Raw genomic sequence first — 20,564 nt, 5'->3', positions numbered from 1 at the left:
GGCCCGATCGTCTTTCGAACCTACAAGCGTCCGAGGTCGGCTGCCCGCGGGCGGCGCGACACCGCGCGCGTGTGACATCCTGGCGGCCTCGGATCCCCCGGTCACGTGGGTGTGGGACCCTGACGGCAGGGCTGGGGCGCGATCCGCACCGGCCACACACGACAGAGGGGACCCACCATGGACCAGCACACCGACCCGCACGCCGCCCAGCCCACGACCGAGGGGCCGGCCGACCAGCCCACGCCCGAGGCGGTCGAGGAGTTCGAGCGCCTCGCCGTCCTCCGCATGGGCGGCCAGGACATCGAGGGAGCCCTCGACGAGCTCCCCGACGCGAATGCCCGCGAGGTGGCGGAGGTCGCCATCGACCGCGTCGTCCGCGGCTACGACCACCTCTAGCCGGATCCGCGCCGGGCGCCCGCCCGACCGGCGGCGGCTAGCTGTACCCGGCCATGACGTTGGTGACACTTCGGGGCGTGTGAGGAGGCCTCCTGGCTTGATGGAGCTGTCTAGTTCTGCCACTGCCAGGAGGCCTCGATGTCCCACGCTAATGCTCGTCTGACGGTTCACGGGAGGGTTCTCCTCGTGCGGCGGGTGGTCGAGGATCGTCGGCCGGTCTCGCATGTCGCGCGCGAACTCGGTGTGTCGCGTCAGTGCGCGCATCGGTGGGTGAATCGGTTCCGGTCCGAGGGTTTCGAAGGCTTGTCGGACCGGTCCTCGAGGCCGAGACGGGTGCCGACGAGGACGAGCCCGGAACGAGAACGAGCCGTCGTGGAAGCGAGGACCCGATTGCGATCAGGTCCTGCCCGGTTGGCGCCGGTGACCGGTGTTCCAGCCCGCACGATCTCCCGCGTCCTGCGGCGGCACGGGGCACCGCCGTTGGCATGGTTGGACCCCGTCACCGGGGCCGTGATCCGGGCATCCCGGTCGATGGCAAACCGGTACGAGCATGAGCATCCCGGCGACCTGATCCACGTCGACGTGAAGAAGCTCGGCCGGATCCCGGACGGCGGCGGCTGGCGGGCGCATGGCCGCAGCGAACAGGTTCGTGGTCGTGGGATCGGGTTCGATTACGTCCACGCCGTGGTCGATGACCACACCCGCCTCGCCTACGCGGAGATCCACCCGGACGAGAAGGGCGTGACCGCGGCAGGGTTCCTGACCCGGGCCGCGGCGTACTTCGCCGAGCACGGCATCACCCGCATCGAACGGGTCCTGACGGACAACGCGTTCGCCTACCGGCACTCGGCCGCGTTCCAGAACGCGGTCACGCAGCTCGGTGCGAGGCAGAAGTTCATCCGCCCGCACTGCCCCTGGCAGAACGGCAAGGTCGAACGCTTCAACCGCACCCTCGCGACCGAGTGGGCCTACCGGCAACCCTTCACCAGCAACCAAGCCAGAACCGACGCCCTTGATCCGTGGATCCAGCACTACAACACTGAACGAATCCACTCGAGCCACGGGCTGACGCCCGCGGCCCGAGTGTCACCAACGTCATGACTCAGTACAGCTAGCGCCCGGTGAGCCGCGCGATGAGCTCCCGGTACCGCTCCGCCGTCCGCTTCACGATCTCCTGCGGCAGCACGGGCGGCGTGCCGGTGCGATCCCAGTTGGCCGCCAGCCAGTCCCGCACGATCTGCTTGTCGAAGCTGTCCGTGCGGTTGCCCGTCGCGTACGCCTCCGCATCCCAGTAGCGCGACGAGTCGCTCGTGAGCACCTCGTCCGCCAGCGTGGTGATGCCCGTGCGCGGGTCGATGCCGAACTCGAACTTGGTGTCCGCGAGGATCACGCCGCGCTCCTCGGCGATTGCCGACGCGCGGCGGTACACGTCGAGCGAGAGGTCGCGCAGACGCGCCGCCTCCTCGTGCCCCACGAGCTCCTCGGTGCGCGCGAACGTGATGTTCTCGTCGTGCTCGCCCTGCGGCGCCTTCCACGCGGGCGTGTAGATCGGCTCCGGCAGGCGGTCGCCCTGCTGCAGCCCGGCGGGGAGCGGGATCCCGCAGACCGTGCCGTGCTGGCGGTACTCCTCCCAGCCGGATCCCGCGAGGTAGCCGCGCACGACGCACTCGATGGGCAGCATCTCGAGCACGCGGCAGAGCATCGCGCGCCCGCGCACCTGCTCCGGGATGCCGATGCGGTCGAGGGTGGCGCCGTCGACGAGGTGGTTCGGCACGTCGAGCCGGTCGAACCACCAGAGGCTGAGCTGCGTGAGGAGCTCGCCCTTGCCGGGGATCCCCGGCTCGAGCGCGAAGTCGTAGGCGCTCACGCGGTCGGTCGCGACGACCAGCACGTGCGGCTCGCCCTCGAGCGCGCGGTCCTCCGTGTCGTCGAGGGCGGGGCCGAACAGCTCGCGGACCTTGCCCGAGTACGCGTGCTCCCAGCCCGGGAGGTCCCAGTCGGCGGCGTGGCCCGCGGGGGTCCCGGCGCTCATCGGATCACCTGCGCGGCGATGTCGGTGCGGTGCTGCGACCCGTCGAGCGACAACCGCCCGACGGCCTCGTAGACGCGCGACCGCGCCTCGACGAACGAGGCACCCGTCGCGACGACGCTGAGCACCCGGCCGCCGGTGGCGACGAGCCCGGCCTCCGACTCGGCGGTCGCGGCGTGCGCGATGCTCACGCCCGCGACGCTCTCCGCCTCCTCGACGCCCTGGATCACGCGTCCCGTCCGCGGAGCCTCGGGGTAGCCCTCGCTCGCGACGACGACGGTGACCGCGACGTCGTCGGAGAACTCCGGCCGCGCGACGCCGCCGAGCTCGCCGGAGGCGGCCGCGAGCAGCAGCTGCGAGAGCGGCGTGACGAGGCGGGGCAGCACGACCTGCGTCTCCGGATCCCCGAAGCGCGCGTTGAACTCGATCACCCGGATGCCGTCCGCGGTGAGGATCAGCCCGCAGTAGAGCAGCCCGATGAACGGCGTCTGCTCCTCCGCGAGCTTCCGCACGGTGGGCAGCGCGATGGTGTCGATGACCTCGTCCACGAAGCCCGCCGACAGCCACGGGAGCGGCGAATACGCGCCCATGCCGCCCGTGTTGGGCCCCGCGTCGCCGTCGCCCAGGCGCTTGTAGTCCTGCGCGGGGGAGAGGGGGACCACGTCGTGCCCGTCGGAGAGCAGGAAGAGCGACACCTCCTGCCCGGCGAGGAACTCCTCGACGAGCACGGTGCCCTGGCCGAGGTAGTGGCGGGCGTGGTCGAGGGCCAGCGTGCGGTCGGCGGTGACCAGCACGCCCTTGCCCGCGGCGAGGCCGTCGGCCTTGATGACGTAGGGGGCGCCGTACTCGTCGAGCGCGGCCTCGACCTCGTCGACGGTGCCGGCCTGGGCGGCGCGGCCCGTGGGCACGCCCGCCTCCTCCATGATGCGCTTGGCGAAGGTCTTGGACCCCTCGAGCGCGGCGGCCGCCCGGCCCGGCCCGAAGACCGGGATGCCGCGCGTGCGCAGCGCGTCCGCGACCCCGGCGACGAGCGGCGCCTCCGGGCCCACGACGACGAGCTCGAAGCCCTCCGCGAGCGCGTGCTCCGCGACCACCGCGGGGTCGTCGATGTCCATCTTCACGACGGGCACGACGCGCGCGACCCCGGCGTTGCCGGGCGCCGCGACGATCTCGTGGCCCGCGTCCTCCCGGAGCAGGGCCGTGACGATGGCGTGCTCGCGCGCACCGGAACCGAGTACCAGGATCTTCACGCCCCCACCCTAGCGACGCGGACCCCGCCGCTCCGGGCCCCCGGGGCCTCGCCGAGCGCGCCGCATCCGCCCCCGGGGCGGGGGAGCGGAGGACGGGAGCCGACCCGCCGCGGGAACGGGTCGGGTCGACTCCCTGCCTCGCCGACGTTCTTCGGGTCCGCCGGCGGGCACGTCGTCCCGGCCCTCCCGGCGCCCGGGGAGGCGACGGGAGGGAGGACGTCCTGCCGTGCCGGGCGGGTCGTGTCACCGCGGGGCACTTCCATACACGGTAATGGATGTCCCCCAAAGCGCGGACGCGGGGCGACGCCCCAGTAGGAGGGGCGCGGCGAGGCCGGACGGGCTGCGCGGCCTCGTCGCTCTGGCATCCTGGGGCGATGGCCAAGGCGCGCATCCACCCCACCGTCGGACAGCCCGCCGTGCGGGCCGCGCTCGCCGCGGGTGACGACGCCGACCGAGAGACGCGGGCCACGGCGGTGCGCTTCCTGCTGCAGTCGCTGGCGGACCTCGCGCCCGGCGGCACCGTCGAGGTGCGCGTCCCGCCGTTCGGCGCCGTCCAGTGCATCGAGGGCCCGGGGCACACGCGCGGCACGCCCCCGAACGTCATCGAGACCGACCCCGCCACGTGGATCGCGCTCGCCACGGGCGGCACCAGCTGGGACGCGGGCGTCGAGGCGGGCGCGGTGCGCGCGTCCGGGCTCCGCGCCGACCTCCGCGGCCTCCTCCCCGTGCCGTGGGAGCTCCCGGCCGACCGCTGAGCGACGGCCTCCGCCCCGCGGTTCGTCCCGTGCCCGCGGCGCGGGGGATGATGGACCCATGACCGACGCCCGACCCCAGCCCGACGACGAGCGCCGCACCGAGGTCCTCGTGCGGCGGTCCCCCCGCTACTTCCGCTTCATGGGCGTCGGAGCTGTCCTCGGGATCATCGTGGCGATGGTCCTCACCCTCACGTTCCCGCCGAACCCGGAGTTCTCCGAGGCGCAGGTGCTGGCGTTCCTCGCGCTGTTCGCGGTCGTCCTCTTCGGCGGGCTGGCCGCGCTCCTCGCCCTGGCGCTCGACCGCGCGGCATCGCGCCGGTCGCGCGTCCTCACGGCCGAGCGCGAGCAGGGCGAGCCGGGCGCCTGATCGGCGCCCCCGACCGCCTGCCGCCCGGCGGGCCCGGTCAGCTGAGCTGCGTGCGCTCCAGCCAGGACAGGTACTCCGGCGTCACGTTGCCGGTGATGTACTCGCCCGTGAAGCAGCTCATCTCGAGGTCCTCCACCCCGGTCGATCCCTCGAGGATCGCGTCGCGCATGTCGGCGACCTCCTGGTAGATGAGGTGGTCGGCGCCGAGCTCGGTCGCGATCTCGGGGATCTTGCGCCCGTGCGCGATGAGCTCCTGCCGCGACGGCATGTTGATCCCGTACACGTGCGGGTAGCGCACCGGGGGAGCGGCCGAGGTGAACGTCACCTTGTTGGCGCCGGCCTGCCGGGCCATGGTGACGATCTCGCGGCTCGTCGTGCCGCGGACGATGGAGTCGTCGACGATGAGGATGTTCTTGCCCTGGAACTCCGAGCTCATCGCGTTGAGCTTCTGCCGCACCGACTTCTTGCGCTGCGCCTGCCCCGGCATGATGAACGTCCGCCCCACGTAGCGGTTCTTGTAGAAGCCCTCGCGGTACTCGATGCCGAGCGTCTGCGCGACCTGCATGGCCGACGGCCGGGACGAGTCGGGGATGGGCATGACCACGTCGATGTCGCCCGCGGGGCTGTGCTCCGCGATCGTCGCCGCGAGCCGGTTGCCCATGCGCAGGCGCGCGTCGTAGACGCCGATGCCGGACATGACCGAGTCGGGCCGCGCGAGGTACACGAACTCGAACGCGCAGGGGATGAGCCGCGGCGTCGGGTGGCACTGGCGCGCGTGCATCTCGCCGTCCATCGTGATGAACACGGCCTCGCCGGGCGCGACGTCGCGCACGATCTCGTAGCCGAGCGACTCCATGACGAGCGACTCGCTCGCCACGACCCACTCCATCCGGCCGCCCTCGAGCTCGCGGCGGCCCAGGGTGAGCGGGCGGATCCCGAACGGGTCGCGGAACGCGAGCAGCCCGTGCCCGGCGATCATCGCGATGGACGCGTACGAGCCCTGCACGCGCTCGTGCACGCGCTCGACGGCGGTGAAGACCTGGTCGGGATCCAGCGCCATGCCGGACACCTGCGACTGCAGCTCGTGGGCCAGCACGTTCACCAGCAGCTCGGTGTCGGAGCTCGTGTTGGTGTGGCGGCGATCCACGTGGAAGAGCTCCTGCGCCAGCTCCCGCGTGTTCGTGAGGTTGCCGTTGTGCACGAGGACGATGCCGTAGGGCGCGTTCACGTAGAACGGCTGCGCCTCGTCCTCGTCCGTGGCGCTGCCCTTGGTGGCGTACCGCACGTGGCCGAGGCCCATGGTGCCGAGCAGCGACCGCATGTCGCGCGTGCGGAAGGCCTCGCGGACCTGGCCGCTGAGCTTCTTCACGTGGAAGGTGTTGCCCTCCGCGGTGGCGATGCCGGTGGAGTCCTGACCGCGGTGCTGTAGGAGCAGGAGGCTGTCGTAGACGAGTTGGTTGACGGGTTCGGACGATACGACGCCGACGATGCCGCACATGCTTCGGCTGACTCCTGAAGAGTAGAAGAGGTGGGGGAGCGGCCAGTCTCCCACACGGGAGCGACGCGCCCGGCCGCTACTCTGTCTCAGGTGACCACCAAGAGCTCGTATGCAGAGGCCGGCGTCGACACGGAGGCCGGCGATCTCGCGGTCCAGCTGATGAAGGAGGCCGTCTCCCGCACGCACGGCCCGGAGGTCATCGGCGGCTTCGGCGGCTTCGCCGGGCTGTTCGACGCGAGCGCCCTCACCCGCTTCCGCCACCCGCTCCTCGCCACCTCGACGGACGGCGTCGGCACCAAGGTCGCCATCGCGCAGGCCATCGACAAGCACGACACCATCGGCCAGGACCTCGTGGGCATGGTCGTCGACGACATCGTCGTGGTCGGCGCGCGCCCCCTCTTCATGACCGACTACATCGCCTGCGGCAAGGTCGTGCCCGCGCGCATCGCCGACATCGTCGCCGGCATCGCGCGCGCCTGCTCCGACACCGGCACCGCCCTCGTCGGCGGGGAGACGGCCGAGCACCCGGGGCTCCTCGGGCCGGACGACTACGACGTGGCCGGTGCCGCGGTCGGCGCGGTCGAGGCCGACTCGGTGCTCGGATCCGAGCGGGTGCGCGACGGCGACGTCGTGCTGGCGCTCGCCTCGAGCGGCCTGCACAGCAACGGCTTCTCGCTCGTGCGCCGCATCCTCAGCGTCGCCGGCATCGGCTTCGGCGACACCTCGGCCGAGCTCGGCGGCGTGGTCGGCGAGGTGCTGCTCGAGCCGACGCGCCTGTACACGACGCCCCTGCTCGACGTGCTCGCGCAGCCGGGGCTCGGTGCCGGCGTCCACTCCATCAGCCACGTCACGGGCGGCGGGATCGCGGCGAACCTCGCGCGCGTGCTCCCGCGCGGGTCCTTCAGCGAGCTCGAGCGCTCCACGTGGTCGCCGCCCGCGGTCTTCCGCGCCCTCTCCGGCATCGCGGGCTCGACGCTCGAGAGCGCGGAGGGCACCTGGAACCTCGGCATCGGCATGATCGCCGTGGTCGACGCCGCGGCCGCCGACGGCATCGCGCACGCGCTCACCGCCGCGGGCATCCCCGCCTGGGAGGCCGGCCGCGTGACGATCGGCGACGCCCCGGCGGGCGCCGGCTTCGAGCAGGGCGCCAAGGGCGTCGACGGCGGGGCCGTGCGCCTCACCGGCCGCTACCGCGACTGATCCGCGTCGCGCCCGGCCGGTCCGCCCCGCGGGCCGGCGCCGGGGCCGGCCCGCGGGGCGGCCCCGGCGCACATGAGCGGACCCGCCTCACCAGGAGGCGGGTCCGACGCTCATCCGGCCGGGGCCGGACGCGGGCTCAGGCGCGCTTCTGCTCGTCACCCGGGACGTAGGCGTCCGGCTCGTCCGCGTACTCGTCCCATTTGGCGGCCTCCGCCGCGTACTGCTCGTCGACCGCCCCGTGGGTGGTCAGCTCGCGCTCCAGCTGCGTGTAGTCCACATTGGGACTGAACGACTTCAGCTCTCGCGCGATCTTGGTGTGCTTAGCTTTTTGACGGCCGCGCCCCATGCGAGACCCCCTCACGACTCAGGCCCCGACGGGCGGTGACAACGCTGGATGCAGCGGACAGGGATTGGAGAAAACCTAGGGGCTACCCTAACATGCGGCCCTCGTCGCCCCGGGCGTGTCCTCCCCGTCCGGAGAGCGTGCACGGGCATCGTACGACCTCGTCCCGGGATCGCCCTGCGCCGGGGAGCGGGCGCTAGCCTGGTCGTCCCATGACCTCCGAGCCGGCAGAGACCCAGGTCGTGGTCATCGGTGCCGGACAGGCCGGACTCTCCGTCGCGTACCACCTGCAGCGACTCGGACTCCGCATGGGCACCGACGCCGTCGTCCTCGACCGCGGGCCGACCACGGGCGGTGCCTGGCAGCACCGGTGGGCGGCGCTCCGCCTGGGATCCGCGCACCGGGTGGCCGACCTCCCCGGCATGTCCGAGCTCGGCATCTCGTTCGCGATGGCCGATCGCCGCCTCCCGGCGCGCGACGTCGTGCGCGACCACTACGCCCGCTACGAGCAGCACTTCGACCTTCGGGTCGCGCGCCCGGTCGAGGTGCGCGCGGTGCTCGACGCGGACGTGCCACCGCCCACCGCGTCGCGCCGCCGGGCCGCGCACCCCTCCGACTCCGCCCGCCCCCTCCTCGTGCGCGCCACCGACGGCGACCGCGTCGCCCGATTCGTCGTCAACGCCACCGGCACGTGGGGCGCGCCGTTCATCCCCTCGTACCCCGGGCTCGGGGCCTTCCGCGGACGGCAGCTGCACACGTCCGGGTACCGCGCGGCGGCCGACCTGCGGGGGCTCCGCGTGCTCGTCGTGGGCGGCGGCACCTCCGCCATCGGCTTCCTCCTCGAGCTGGAGGGGGTGGCCGCGCGCACCATGTGGTCGACGAGGCGTCCCGTCGACTTCCTCGAGGCGGGCGAGCTCGACGTCGAGGCCGCCGTGCGCGCGGTGGACCTGCAGGACCGGGCCGCGCGCGCGGGGGAGGCGCTGCCGAGCATCGTGAGCGGGACGGGCGTGCCGCGCACGCGGCGCATCGTCGCCGGGATCCGACGCGGGGTGCTCGACAGCCAGGGGCTCATCGCGCGCTTCGAGGAGGACGGCGTCGTCTGGACGGACGGCGGGCGGGACCAGGTCGACGCCGTGATCTGGGCCACCGGCTTCCGCCCGGAGATCCGGCACCTCGCGCCGCTCGGCCTCCGGGAGAAGGAGGGCGGCGTGCGCGTCGAGTCCGGTGTCTCGGCGCGGGATCCGCGCCTGTTCCTCGCGGGCTACGGACCGCAGGCGTCGACGATCGGCGCGAACCGCGCGGGGCGGCGCGTCGCTCGGCAGGTCATCGCGGCCCTCGGCTGAGGCGTCGCGCCGGGGATCCACGGGGGAGGGGGCGTGGGGGCCCGCGCCGTCCGCGGGTACTCGCGGCGAGGCCCCCACGTCCATCCGGACCTCACGGGTCGGTCCGGACGTGACCCGACCGGCGCGGGGTGCGCCGACATTGGCGCACCCCGCGGCCTGGTCGACCTGCACGAGCTCTCGGGGAAAGAGTTCGTGCACCAACGAGTCTACCGTCGTGTCCTCCTTTTCGAGGACACGGCTGTCGGGCGTCGACATGGCGGAGGTGAGCCGCGCCGCGAGGCGCGGCTCACCTCCGGGAGCCCGAGGATCAGCTCCGCGCGTCGTCCTGCACGGCCTGCTTCGCGTCCTGCGCCGACGCCTGGACGTCCTGCGCGGTCGACTGGGCCTCGGATCGCACCGTGTCCGCGGAGTCCGTCGCGGTGTCCTTGACGGCCGCGGCGGCCTGCTGCGCGGGCTCCTTGAGCTCGGACGCGACGTCCTTGGCCGCGTCGGTCGCCTTCTCGACGAGGGGCTGCGCCTTGTCCTTGACGGTGGAGGCGAGCTCCTTCTCCTTGTCGCTCGCCGGGATCAGCGAGGCGATGAGGAGTCCAGCGCCGAACGCCACCAGACCGAGGCCCAGCGGGTTGCCCTGGCCCTTGCCCTTCGCGGCGCCCGCGGTGCCGGAGACGGCGTCGCCCACGCTCGAACGGGCGTCGCCCGCGGAGCCGAGGACGCTGTCCTTCACGTTCGACAGGGCGCCGCGCACCTTGTCCGTCTGGCGCTGGGCCACCTTCGCGGGCGTGACCTTGTCGGCCACCGCGTCCACGTCGATGCTCAGCTCGTTCCGCGTGCGCTCGATCTCCGCACGGATCTGCTCCGGGTTGTCGCTCATCGGTCTGCCTCGTTCCTCTTCATCGCTTCGGGGATCTTCTTGACGCTCTCGGCCGTGCGGGGCGCGCCCTGCACGGTCTTCAGCTGCTTGCGGCCCTGCAGGTACATGACGAGGCCGATGACGGCCCAGACGACGGCCACGACGACCGCGCCCCAGGCCTGGTTGTCGAACAGGTAGCCCAGTCCGACCATGAGGGCGACGGAGAGGAAGAACACGGCCATGAGGCCCGCGTACCCGGCGCCGCCCAGGAGGCCGGCGCCCGTCCCGGCCTTCTTCGCCGAGTCGCTGATCTCCGCCTTGGCGAGGGCGATCTCCTGGCGCATGAGCGTGGAGACGTCCTTCGTGACGTTCCCGAGGAGGTCGCCGAGGCTGGTGGTCGCGGCCTTCTCCTCGGACGGGGTGCGTCCGTCGGTCATGCGCGCGATCCGTCGGACGTGCCGCCCGCGCCGAAGGTCTCGGTCAGCGGGTCGGTGGTGCGCGTCTGGTCGTAGAGCGGCGTGGAGGCGCCGTCGGATCCGACGCCGACCGGCTCGTCCGTGCTGAGGGCGGTGGGCGAGGTCGACGTCATGGTCGGCACCGCGGGGGTGACGTAGCCCGTTGCGCGGTCTGTGGTCGCGGGGGCGGAGGTCGTCGCGGTCGTCGAGGTGCCGGTCGACGGCGTCGCCTGCTCGGCTTCCTTCTGGTCGCGCGCCTCGCTCGTCAGCGAGCGGGTGAGGCGCCCCGCAGCGACGCCCGCGATGACGGCCAGGCCGACGAACAGGCCCGGGCGACGGCGCGCGAAGTCGGTGACGTCCTGCAGGAGCGTCCCCGGATCGCGACCCTCGAGGTAGGACGCGGCGCTGCCGGCGCGCTGGGCGGCCTGGGAGACGAGCTCGCCGGCGAGGCCCGTGCTCTCCGACTTGTCGCCCATGTCGCGGAGCTCGTCGCTGAGCGTGCGGAGGCTGCCCGCGGCGCGCTCCTGCTGGACGCCGGTCTGCTCGCGGAGCTGGTCGCGGGTCTGGGCGATGAGGTCCTGCGCCTGCGACTTCACCTCGGACGCGACCTTGCCGGCCTCGTCCTTCGTGACGCCGGCGACGTGCTGGGTGCCGGCCTTCGCGTCGCCGGCGACGGACGCGGCCTGCTCCTTCGCGGTGTCCTTCGTGCTGCTGCTGCTGCCGTCGCCGTCGGTCGCGCTGCCGCCGGTCGTGCCGGGGTAGGCGGGGTCGGGGGCGGCGACGTACGCGTCGTCGGCGATGGATCCGCCGCCCGCGGGCGACGCCGGGGTGAGGTCGTTCGACATGTGATTCCCTCTCGCTGCTGGAGTTCCCCCAGGGCTCGGGCCCTGGGAGTCCACACGAAACTCCGAGTGGAGGGCAGTGCATAGCCCCCCGTCCAAAAAGGGGGCCCCCTAACTATTCGTGCGTAGATGCGCTAGGGGCGCGCGCCGATCACGGCGTCCGGCGGCCGCTCGTGTGCTTCACGGGCGTCGTCGGCGGCGGGCCGGATCGGCGGACGGCGGGGCGCACGGGCTCGCCGCGGCGGTCCTGCCCGGGCACCGGCCGCGACCGGCGGCCGTAGATCAGCTCCGACGAGTCGAGCAGCCACGGCACGAGCGCCAGCGTGACGCCGTGCACGAGGAGCAGCTTCTGGCGGATCCGTCTTGCCTTGTGGTTGTGCAGCAGCGTCTCCCACCAGTGGCCGACGATGTAGACGGGCGTGTAGACCGTGATGATCTCGCTGCCGTGCTCCGCCCGACGGGACTTGAGGTACTTGATGAGCGGGAAGCTAATGTCGCGGTACGGGGAGGCGACGATGCGCAGCGGCATCTCGATCTCCATCTCGATCCACTGGCGCTCGAGGAGCTTCGTCGCCTCGTCGTCGACGGAGACGTGCACCGCCTCGATGCTGTCGTGGTTCGCGGCGATCGCGTAGTCGAGGGCCTTGAGGACCGGCTTCTGCATGCGGCCGACGAGCACGACCGCGTGGTCGCCCGTGGAGCCGAAGACCGTGACGGGGTCGACCTCGATCTCCTTCTCCACGTCGCGGTAGTAGCGGTTCACGCCGAGCATGAGGAGGAACAGCACCGGCATGATCGCGAACACGAGCCAGGCGCCGTGCGTGAACTTGGTGATGGTGACGACGATGAGCACGAGCGCCGTGAGCAGCGCGCCGAACGCGTTGATGGCGAGGCCGCGGATCACCTCGCCGCGGTTCGCGCAGCCCTCGCGGAGCATGCGGGTCCAGTGCACGACCATGCCGGTCTGCCCGAGGGTGAACGACACGAAGACGCCGATGATGTAGAGCTGGATGAGCTGCGTGAGGTTCGCCTGGTAGACGACGAGGATCAGCGTCGCGCCGAGCGCCAGCAGCAGCATGCCGTTGCTGTAGACGAGGCGGTCGCCGCGCGTGAGCAGCGACTTGGGGGCGTAGGCGTCCTTCGCGAGCACGGAGCCGAGCAGCGGGAAGCCGTTGAACGCGGTGTTGGCCGCGAGCAGGAGGACGGCGGCGGTGGTCGCCTGGAGCAGGTAGAACATCACGCTGCCGTTGCCGAACGTGGCCCCGGCCACCTGCGCCATGAGGCTCTTCTGCGGCTCCGTGGCGCATCCGGTCCAGCCGATGAGGTCGCACGGGTGCTCGCCGTAGTGGACCTGCGCGATGAGCGCGAGGGTCGTGAGTCCGACGAACAGCACGATGGCGGTGCCGCCCATGATCACGAGGGTCGCCTGCGCGTTCTTGACCTTGGGCGTGCGGAACGCGGGGACGCCGTTGGAGATGGCCTCGACGCCCGTGAGCGCGGAGCAGCCGCTCGAGAACGCGCGGAGCAGCAGGAGGATGAAGGCGACCTGCGACAGGCTCGGGGTCTCGACCGTGTAGGCGGCGGACTCGGCGACGGGCGGGTCGCCGAGGGCCGTGCGGACGAGGCCGACCACGATCATCAGGCCGACGCTGGCGATGAAGAGGTACGTGGGCACCGCGAAGGCCTTGCTCGACTCGCGCACGCCCCGGAGGTTCACGGCCGCGAGGAGCGCCACGAAGAAGACCGCGATCTCGACGCGGAACGGGGCGATCTCCGGGATCGCGCTGATGATGTTGTCGACGCCGGAGGCCACCGACACCGCCACCGTGAGGATGTAGTCGACGAGGAGCGCGGACGCGACGACGAGGCCGGCCTTCTCGCCGAGGTTCTTGTGGGCGACCTCGTAGTCGCCGCCGCCCGACGGGTAGGCCTTGATGAGCTGGCGGTAGCTGAGCACCACGACGACCAGCAGGATCACGACGCAGGCCGCGACCCACGGCGCGAAGCTCAGGAACGCGAGGCCGCCGAGCGTGAGGATGAGGAGCAGCTCCTGCGGCGCGTAGGCGACCGAGCTGAGCGGGTCGCTCGCGAAGATGGGGAGCGCGAGGTGCTTGGGAAGCAGCTGGCCCTCGAGCTTGTCGCTGGCGAGCTTCTCGCCGATGAGCAGCCGCTTGGCGGGACTGCTCTCGGGAGCCTGGGGGTCCGGAGTCACGAGCGGCCACGATACATGGCGACGCGCCCGGGCCGCGACGGCGCCGGGAGCGGGCCGTGAGGCCGCTGGATCCCCGTCGCCCCGCGGACTACCCGACCGTCGCGACCGGGCCCGTGGGGAGGGTGCCCGCGGGGTCGTCTTGGGCGGCGCCGCGCGTGCGGCGACGTGGCGCGCGGGCGGGCACGGGCAGGTCGAACAGGGGGAGGGCGCGCTGGACGACGGGGCCGATGAGGAGCGCGAACGCGAGCGTGCCGAACCCCACGTCCCCGCCGAGCGCCCAGCCGATCGCGAGCACGACCAGCTCGATCCCGACGCGCACGCGCCACACCGGCCAGCCCGTGCGCCGGTGGATCCCGGTCATGAGGCCGTCGCGCGGACCCGGGCCGAAGTGCGCGCCGATGTAGAGGCCCGTCGCGAGGCCGAGCAGCAGGAGGCCGGCGGCGAAGAGGGGGATGCGGATCCAGAGGCTGTCGAAGGCCGGGACGACCGCGAGCGCGACCTGCGCGCTGTAGCCGACGAAGACCACGTTGAGCACCGTGCCCCAGCCGGGACGCTGGCGGATGGGGATCCAGAGGAGCAGCACGAGCGCGCCGATGATGTTGGTGACGACGCCGAACGGCAGGCCGGTCCGCAGGGCGACGCCCTGGCTCAGCACGTCCCAGGGGGAGACGCCGACGGCGGCCTGCAGCATCATGCCGATGGCGAAGCCGTAGAGGAAGATGCCGAGGGCGAACTGGACTGAGCGACGGAGCATGTGGGAGATCCAATCGCGCCCGGGGGTTGTGGGACAAGAGGCCAATCGACAGGCTGTGGCCTCATGACCCTCGCCGGATCCGCTCCCTCCGCCGTGCTCGGACCGACCGCCCTCACGACGCTGCTGGGGGAGTGGGCGCGACCCGGGGCGCCGGCGTACCAGGCGCTCGCCGACGGGATCCGGCACCTCGTGCTCGACGGGCGCGTGCCCGTCGGCGCGCGGCTCCCCGCCGAGCGGGAGCTCGCGGCCGCGCTCGGCCTCAGCCGCACCACGGTCGCGGCGGCCTACGCGGCCCTGCGCGCGACCGGCCACCTCGCGAGCCGCCGCGGCTCGGGCAGCGTGACGCGGATCCCCCGGAGCGCGCCCCGCGCCGAGGGCGACGGCCGCGAGGTGGCGGACATGAGCCGCGCCGCCGTGCCCGCGGCGCCCGCGCTCGCCGACGCCGCGCTGCGCGCCGCGGCCCGGCTGCCCGCGCACCTCGAGGGGCACGGCTACGACGTGGACGGTCTCCCGGAGCTGCGCGAGGCGATCGCCGCCCGCTACCGCGCGCGCGGCCTGCCGACCGAGGCCGACGACGTCATGGTGACGGTCGGCGCGCAGCACGCGATCGGCCTCCTCGCCTCCGTCCTGGTGCACCGCGGCGACCGCGCGCTCGTCGAGCAGCCGAGCTACCCGCATGCGATCCAGGCCCTGCGCGACGCCGGCGCGCGGCTCGTGGGGGCGGGCGTCGGCGCCGACGGCTGGGACGCGGACGTGCTCGAGCAGACGATCCGCCGCACGCGGCCCGCGCTCGCCTACCTCATGCCGGACTTCCACAACCCGACGGGACGCACGATGCCCGAGGACCAGCGGGCGCGGATCGTGGCGCTCGCCGAGGCGCACGGCGTCACCGTGGTCGCGGACGAGACGACCGCCGAGCTCGACATCGACCGGCCGACCGCGCATCCGCCGCTCGCCGTGCACGGGTCGCCGGGCGCGGTCGTGCTCGTCGGGTCGGTGGGCAAGACGGTGTGGGGCGGGCTCCGCGTCGGGTGGATCCGCGCCGGCCGTCCGCTCCTCCGCGAGCTCGCCCGGGCGCGCTCGGCCCGCGACCTCGGCACGCCCGTGCTCGAGCAGCTGGTCGTGGCCGACGTGCTGGGCGGGATGGACGCGATCCTCGCCGAGCGCGGCGCGCGCCTGCGCGAGACGCGGGACCACGTCGAGGCCGAGCTCGCGCGCCGGTTCCCCGGGTGGGAGGTCCCGCACGTCGACGGCGGGCTCGCGGTCTGGGTCGGCATCGGCGCGCCCGTCAGCACCGAGCTCGCGCTCGCCGCGCGCGCCCGCGGGATGATGATCACGGGCGGCGGCCGGTTCGGGCACGACGGCGCCTTCGAGCGGTTCCTGCGGATCCCGATCACGTCGCCTCCCGCGCAGACCGACCGCGCCCTGGACCTCCTCGAGGAGGCCTGGCGGGGCCTCGCCCCGGCGCCCGGCCTCGACCTCGTCGACCGGTCGGTCCTCGTCTAGGCCGGACCGGGCTGCGGGTGGGGACGGATCCCGAGCCAGCCGTCGCGGCGCGGCTACCGTCGATGCCGTCCCCACCCCGAGCCTCGAAGGAGCCCGCATGCGCACGCGTCCGACCCGTGGAGCCACCGCCCCCGACATCCGCGACCCGCAGGACCGTCCGCAGCAGGCGCGCGGCCGACGCCGTCCGCTCGCGGGCCTCGCGGGCTTCGGGGTCCTCGCGGTCGCCGCCTCCCTGGCGGTCGCGGTGCCGAGCCCGGCGTCTGCCGCGACCGCCGCGGATCCGGCGGCCGGCGCGGAGACGACGACCCTCTCCACGGCGGCGGCGCAGGAGGCGACCGGCTACTGGACCGCCGAGCGGCGCGCCGACGCGCTCGCCTCCGAGGAGGCCGCGGACGCCCCCGCGGCGTCCACGCCGTCGCGCCTCGTCGAGCACCCCGGCCTGACCTACGTGGGCGTCCTCTTCTACGTGGCCGACGGCCGCAACCGGACCTGCACGGCGAGCGTGGTGGACACCGCGGAGGGCGACGCCATCGCCACGGCCGCGCACTGCCTCGTCGACGCCCGCACCGGCGACCCCACGCGGCTCGCCACCTTCGTCCCCGGCACGAAGGACGCCCAGGCTCCCCACGGCCTCTGGCCGCTCGGCGCCCGCTCCGTCACCGCATCCTGGACGCGCACCCACGCCACGGCCGACGACGCCGGCTTCGCCCGCGTCCACTCCCTCGACGGCAGGCGCCTCGAGGACGTGGTCAGCGCGGCCCGTCCCGTGTTCGACCGCCCGCTCCTCCCGGCGCAGGGCGCGGCCGGCGCCCTGTCCGTCCTCGGCTACCCGGAGGCGGCGCCGTACTCCGGACACCGGCTCGTCGCGTGCGCCGGCATCCCGCAGCGCTCCGCGCACCACACGGTCTCCCTGCCCTGCGCCCTCGGCGAGGGAGCAGGCGGCGCGCCGATCTACACCCGTGGAGCGCGCGTCCCGGTGGGCGGCGAGCTCCGACCCGAGCTGCGGTCCGTGGTCGCATCGCCGGCCGACCCGGCGCGCGGTCGCGCGGACGTCGTGCTCGCCGACTGGGGCGCCGAGGCGCAGCGGGCGTTCGCGGCGCTTCCCGCCCGGTAGGCCGGCCGCCCGGGCGGGAGCCGCTCGGCGACGGATCCGGCTCCCGCCTGTGCAGATGCCCTTCGTGCACGAACGGCTCGGACGGGCGCGAGCATACTGAACCGGTGACCATCGACCTCCCTCCCATCAGCCGTTCCTACATCAGCCGCCCGTACCCGCTCGGCGCGACCGTCGTCGCGCGAGATGGAGGGCTGCCCAGCGGCCTGAACGTCGCCGTGTACTCCGAGACCGCCGAGGCGGTGGAGGTGTGCGTCTTCGACGACGACGGCACCGAATCCCGCACGCGCCTCTCCGAGCGCACCGGCCTCGTGTTCCACGGCCTCGTCGAGGGCGCCGGCATCGGCACCCGCTACGGCCTCCGCGTCCACGGCGAGTGGGACCCGTCCCGCGGGCTCCGCCACAACCCGGCCAAGCTCCTGCTCGACCCCTACGCCATCGCGATCGAGGGCCACCCGACCTGGGGCGAGGACGTCTTCGCGCACACCTTCGACGACCCGGACGCCATCAACGAGGCCGACTCCGCCGCGTCCATGCCCCGCTCCGTCGTGGCCGACCGCCGCTTCGACTGGGAGGACGACGAGGCCCCGCGCACCCCGCTCGACGAGACCGTCGTGTACGAGGTGCACGTGAAGGGCTTCACGCAGCAGCTCGAGTCGGTCCCCGAGGGGATCCGCGGCACGTACGCCGGCCTCGCGCACCCCAGCGCCATCGAGTACCTCACCGACCTCGGCGTCACGAGCGTCGAGCTCCTCCCCGTGCACCACTTCATGCAGGACTCGCACCTCGAGGAGAAGGGCCTCCGCAACTACTGGGGCTACAACTCCATCGGCTTCCTCGCGCCGTACTCCGACTACAGTTCCGCGGGCGACGGCGGGCAGCAGGTCGCCGAGTTCAAGGAGATGGTGAAAGCGCTGCACGCCGCCGGCCTCGAGGTGATCCTCGACGTGGTCTACAACCACACCGCGGAGGGCAACCACATGGGCCCGTCGCTGTCGCTCAAGGGCATCGACAACGCGTCCTACTACCGGCTCGTGGAGGGCGACGAGGCGTCGTACTTCGACACCACCGGCACGGGCAACAGCCTCAACGTCGGCCACCCGGCCGCGCTCGCCCTGATCATGGACTCGCTCCGCTACTGGGTCGAGGAGATGCACGTCGACGGCTTCCGCTTCGACCTCGCCACGACGCTCACGCGCCAGGACGGCGACGCGGAGATCCACAGCGCGTTCCTCACCCTCATCCACCAGGACCCGGTGCTCGCGCCCGTGAAGATGATCGCGGAGCCGTGGGACACCGCGGGCTACCAGGTCGGCGGCTTCCCCGCGGACTGGTCGGAGTGGAACGGGAAGTTCCGCGACGACGTGCGCGACTTCTGGCACAGCGGGCAGAACGTGCTCGGCGCGCTGGCCCAGCGGATCACCGGCAGCCCGGACGTGTACGAGTCCGGCCGCCGCTCGCCGCTGTGCAGCGTGAACTTCATCACCGCGCACGACGGCTTCACGCTCGCCGACCTCACCTCCTACGACGAGAAGCACAACGAGGCCAACGGTGAGGACAACAACGACGGCGAGAGCGACAACCGCTCGTCCAACGCCGGCGTCGAGGGGCCGACCGACGACCCCGAGGTCAACGCGATCCGCGACCGCCAGCGCCGCAACATGCTCGGCACGCTCCTGCTGTCGTCGGGCGTCCCGATGGTGCTCGGCGGCGACGAGATCGCGCGCACGCAGGGCGGCAACAACAACGCGTACTGCCAGGACGACGAGATCTCCTGGTACGACTGGGCGAACGCGGACCGCGAGCTGCAGGACTTCACGCGGAAGCTCATCCGACTGCGCCGCGGCAACCGCGCGCTGCGTCCCATCTTGTTCCGCGGCGACGACGTCGAGGGCGCCGAGGAGGCCGTGCGCTTCATCCGCGCCGATGGCAAGACGCTGAACCCGGAAGACTGGGAGGACCCGAACGCCTTCAGCATCGGCGTGATCATGAAGGGCAAGGACAGCGACGCGTTCTTCGTCGCGTTCAACGCGGCCGAGGGCCCGGTCGAGTTCCAGCTGCCCTCCGGGCTCGGCGTCTCGTGGCACCTCGCCATCTCGTCCGACTCCGAGCAGAACGCGACCGAGGACGCGACGAGCATCCTCGTGCGCGACCGCTCGTTCACCGTGCTGCGGGCCGCGCGCTCCTAGCCGCACCCGCGAGATCGACCGACGCGCCCTCGGGATACCGGGGGCGCGTCGGCGCGTGCGGGCGAGGCCCCTGGCGGGCGTAGCGTGGGGAGGCCCCGATTCCGCTCCCGGGGAGATCGGATCCCGTGTGACGTCTTCGCTCGCTCCCCGGCCGCCGTCGACCCGCACGCTCGACCTCGAGGCCGCGATGCGCGCGAGCGTCGGCCTGCTCGTGCCGCTCGTCGTGCTGCTCGCGATCGACCGGCTCGACCTCGCGCTGTACGCGTCGTTCGGCGCGTTCACCGGGCTCTACGGGCGCAACGAGCGCTACCGGCTGCGGCGCGCGAGCGTGGGCGCCGGGGCGGCGATGATGCTCGTCGCGATCACCACGGGCGTGCTGCTGTCGCTCGCGGACGCGCCGCTCGCGCTCGAGGCCGTGGGCCTCGCGATCGTGCTGGGCGGGGCGTCGCTCGTGTCGACGGCCATGAGCCTCGTGCCGCCGCATCCGCTGTTCCCCGTGTTCGGGCTCGTCGTGTGCGCGGCCGTGCCGGTGGACGGCGCGCAGGCGCGGGATGCGCTCGTGACGGCGGTCGCCGCGATCCTCTTCTCCGCCGGCGTGTGCATGTCCGGCTGGCTGCTGCGGCGCTGGGCGCCGGACGCGCAGGCGCACCGCTTCCGCGCACTGCCGCGGATCCCCGTGCGCGACGCCGCCGTGCACCGCGACCCGGCCGCGTGGACGGCCGTGGTCGCGAACGTCGTCGGCGCCCTCGTGGCGGGCGCGATCGCCGTGGCGCTCGGCCTCGGGCACCACTACTGGGCGGTCGTGACGCTCGTCGCGGTGCTGCCGGTGGTGCGCGGGCCGCTGTCGTTCACGCGCGTGGCGCACCGGGTGCTCGGGACGCTCGCCGGGTCGGTCGTGGCCGCGGGGATCCTCGCGCTGCACCTGCCCGCGCCTGCCGTGATCGCCGTGGCGGTGGCCTGCCAGTTCGCCGCCGAGCTCGCGGTCGGCACGCACTACGGGCTCGCGCTCGTCTTCATCACGCCGCTCGCGCTCGTGATGGGCGGCCTCGGCCGGACGCTGCCGGTGCTGCCGCTCGTGGCCGACCGGGTGGTCGACACGGTCGTGGGAGCGGCGGTCGGCGTGGTGGTGATCCTCGTGCTGCGGGCGCTGGCGGCGAGGCGTCAGCGGCGGGCGGCCCTCGGACCGGTCTGACGGAGCACGACGCCGACGACGAGGCCGGCCAGCGCGAGGACCGCGACGGCGCCGCAGACGAGCGCCTGCCGGCCGAGCGCCTCGTACTCGGGCGAGGTCGCGATGCCGAAGTCCGGCGGGGGCAGCTCGTCGACGAGGATCGCGCCCTGGACGAGCGCGACGGCGGCCAGCGCCGCGGCGGGCACGAGGACGAGGACGCAGACCACGGCGCCCGCGAGGAGCAGGCGGGCGCGCGTCCGGGGCGTGGTCATCGTCCGCTCACCCGGCCACGG

General features: G+C 73.3%; 20 protein-coding genes. 10 read left to right on the top strand and 10 right to left on the bottom strand.

All coding sequences use genetic code 11. The features are described 5' to 3' along the window. Nucleotides 1–177 precede the first annotated feature (177 nt). Nucleotides 178–396: a hypothetical protein gene (locus B5P21_RS13220; protein WP_045526897.1), complete on the top strand. Its 219-nt coding sequence runs from the start codon at nt 178–180 to the stop codon at nt 394–396. Nucleotides 397–534: 138 nt separating this feature from the next. Further along, nucleotides 535–1,497: an IS481-like element IS1122 family transposase gene (locus B5P21_RS13215; protein WP_094171253.1), complete on the top strand. Its 963-nt coding sequence runs from the start codon at nt 535–537 to the stop codon at nt 1,495–1,497. Between the two features lie 10 nt (nt 1,498–1,507). Here the strand turns inward: B5P21_RS13215 and B5P21_RS13210 are convergent, their stop codons facing one another. Together B5P21_RS13210 and purD are read right to left on the bottom strand one after the other, a co-directional pair. Continuing rightward, nucleotides 1,508–2,428, bottom strand: a complete 921-nt coding sequence (locus B5P21_RS13210; RefSeq protein WP_045526899.1) for a phosphoribosylaminoimidazolesuccinocarboxamide synthase — start codon at nt 2,426–2,428, stop codon at nt 1,508–1,510. Then, the gene (gene purD, locus B5P21_RS13205; RefSeq protein ID WP_045526901.1) at nt 2,425–3,675 is read right to left on the bottom strand and encodes a phosphoribosylamine--glycine ligase; all 1,251 of its coding nucleotides are present in this window, start codon (nt 3,673–3,675) and stop codon (nt 2,425–2,427) included. Before purD ends, B5P21_RS13210 begins: the two co-directional genes overlap by 4 nt. A 374-nt stretch (nt 3,676–4,049) precedes the next feature. Here purD and B5P21_RS13200 point away from each other — a divergent pair, with 374 nt between their 5' ends. Next, nucleotides 4,050–4,430, top strand: a complete 381-nt coding sequence (locus B5P21_RS13200) for a sterol carrier family protein (RefSeq protein WP_094171252.1) — start codon at nt 4,050–4,052, stop codon at nt 4,428–4,430. Between the two features lie 58 nt (nt 4,431–4,488). After that, nucleotides 4,489–4,797, top strand: coding sequence for a hypothetical protein (locus B5P21_RS13195; RefSeq protein ID WP_045526905.1), 309 nt, complete (start codon nt 4,489–4,491; stop codon nt 4,795–4,797). A gap of 37 nt (nt 4,798–4,834) precedes the next feature. On the opposite strand, the gene purF is transcribed toward B5P21_RS13195, so the two are convergent. Beyond that, on the bottom strand, nt 4,835–6,295 hold the full coding sequence (gene purF / locus B5P21_RS13190) for an amidophosphoribosyltransferase (protein ID WP_086520057.1): 1,461 nt from the start codon (nt 6,293–6,295) through the stop codon (nt 4,835–4,837). Between the two features lie 90 nt (nt 6,296–6,385). Here purF and purM point away from each other — a divergent pair, with 90 nt between their 5' ends. After that, the gene (purM, locus tag B5P21_RS13185; RefSeq protein WP_045526908.1) at nt 6,386–7,495 is read left to right on the top strand and encodes a phosphoribosylformylglycinamidine cyclo-ligase; all 1,110 of its coding nucleotides are present in this window, start codon (nt 6,386–6,388) and stop codon (nt 7,493–7,495) included. A 136-nt stretch (nt 7,496–7,631) separates the two neighbouring features. On the opposite strand, the gene B5P21_RS13180 is transcribed toward purM, so the two are convergent. Further along, the gene (locus B5P21_RS13180; protein WP_012037444.1) at nt 7,632–7,841 is read right to left on the bottom strand and encodes a DUF3073 domain-containing protein; all 210 of its coding nucleotides are present in this window, start codon (nt 7,839–7,841) and stop codon (nt 7,632–7,634) included. Between the two features lie 209 nt (nt 7,842–8,050). Here B5P21_RS13180 and B5P21_RS13175 point away from each other — a divergent pair, with 209 nt between their 5' ends. Further along, entirely contained in the window at nt 8,051–9,181 is a 1,131-nt protein-coding gene (locus B5P21_RS13175) for an FAD-dependent oxidoreductase (protein WP_045526910.1), read from the top strand. A 307-nt stretch (nt 9,182–9,488) separates the two neighbouring features. Here the strand turns inward: B5P21_RS13175 and B5P21_RS13170 are convergent, their stop codons facing one another. The 5 genes from B5P21_RS13170 to yczE form a co-directional block, all read right to left on the bottom strand. Further along, the gene (locus B5P21_RS13170; RefSeq protein WP_045526913.1) at nt 9,489–10,052 is read right to left on the bottom strand and encodes a DUF3618 domain-containing protein; all 564 of its coding nucleotides are present in this window, start codon (nt 10,050–10,052) and stop codon (nt 9,489–9,491) included. Further along, nucleotides 10,049–10,468 carry a phage holin family protein gene (locus tag B5P21_RS13165; RefSeq protein ID WP_045526915.1) on the bottom strand — a complete coding sequence of 140 codons (420 nt, stop codon included), beginning with the start codon at nt 10,466–10,468 and terminating at the stop codon, nt 10,049–10,051. The genes B5P21_RS13170 and B5P21_RS13165 overlap by 4 nt, the downstream gene beginning before the upstream one ends. Continuing rightward, nucleotides 10,465–11,331 carry a hypothetical protein gene (locus tag B5P21_RS13160; RefSeq protein ID WP_094171251.1) on the bottom strand — a complete coding sequence of 289 codons (867 nt, stop codon included), beginning with the start codon at nt 11,329–11,331 and terminating at the stop codon, nt 10,465–10,467. The genes B5P21_RS13165 and B5P21_RS13160 overlap by 4 nt, the downstream gene beginning before the upstream one ends. A gap of 148 nt (nt 11,332–11,479) precedes the next feature. Continuing rightward, nucleotides 11,480–13,540 carry an APC family permease gene (locus tag B5P21_RS13155; protein ID WP_015489467.1) on the bottom strand — a complete coding sequence of 687 codons (2,061 nt, stop codon included), beginning with the start codon at nt 13,538–13,540 and terminating at the stop codon, nt 11,480–11,482. A gap of 88 nt (nt 13,541–13,628) precedes the next feature. Continuing rightward, nucleotides 13,629–14,294: a membrane protein YczE gene (gene yczE, locus B5P21_RS13150; RefSeq protein WP_045526920.1), complete on the bottom strand. Its 666-nt coding sequence runs from the start codon at nt 14,292–14,294 to the stop codon at nt 13,629–13,631. A gap of 63 nt (nt 14,295–14,357) precedes the next feature. Between yczE and yczR the strand changes: the two genes are divergently transcribed. The 4 genes from yczR to B5P21_RS13130 all read left to right on the top strand — a co-directional run bounded on the left by yczR (nt 14,358) and on the right by B5P21_RS13130 (nt 20,292). Next, nucleotides 14,358–15,800 carry a MocR-like transcription factor YczR gene (gene yczR, locus B5P21_RS13145; protein WP_094171250.1) on the top strand — a complete coding sequence of 481 codons (1,443 nt, stop codon included), beginning with the start codon at nt 14,358–14,360 and terminating at the stop codon, nt 15,798–15,800. A gap of 97 nt (nt 15,801–15,897) precedes the next feature. Further along, entirely contained in the window at nt 15,898–16,914 is a 1,017-nt protein-coding gene (locus tag B5P21_RS13140; protein WP_052663171.1) for a trypsin-like serine peptidase, read from the top strand. Nucleotides 16,915–17,018: 104 nt separating this feature from the next. Beyond that, a complete protein-coding gene (glgX, locus tag B5P21_RS13135; RefSeq protein WP_094171249.1) occupies nt 17,019–19,100 on the top strand; it encodes a glycogen debranching protein GlgX in 2,082 nt (693 codons plus the stop codon). Nucleotides 19,101–19,227: 127 nt separating this feature from the next. Next, nucleotides 19,228–20,292: an FUSC family protein gene (locus tag B5P21_RS13130; protein WP_052663172.1), complete on the top strand. Its 1,065-nt coding sequence runs from the start codon at nt 19,228–19,230 to the stop codon at nt 20,290–20,292. Here the strand turns inward: B5P21_RS13130 and B5P21_RS13125 are convergent. Next, a complete protein-coding gene (locus B5P21_RS13125) occupies nt 20,262–20,543 on the bottom strand; it encodes a hypothetical protein (RefSeq protein ID WP_045526924.1) in 282 nt (93 codons plus the stop codon). The two genes, B5P21_RS13130 and B5P21_RS13125, sit on opposite strands and share 31 nt — an antisense overlap. Nucleotides 20,544–20,564 lie beyond the last annotated feature (21 nt).

The organism is Clavibacter michiganensis subsp. insidiosus (genome assembly GCF_002240565.1).
Taxonomy (GTDB): Bacteria; Actinomycetota; Actinomycetes; order Actinomycetales; family Microbacteriaceae; genus Clavibacter; species Clavibacter insidiosus.
Note: the sequence above shows the minus strand (reverse complement) of the source record. Positions and strands in the feature narration are given on the sequence as shown.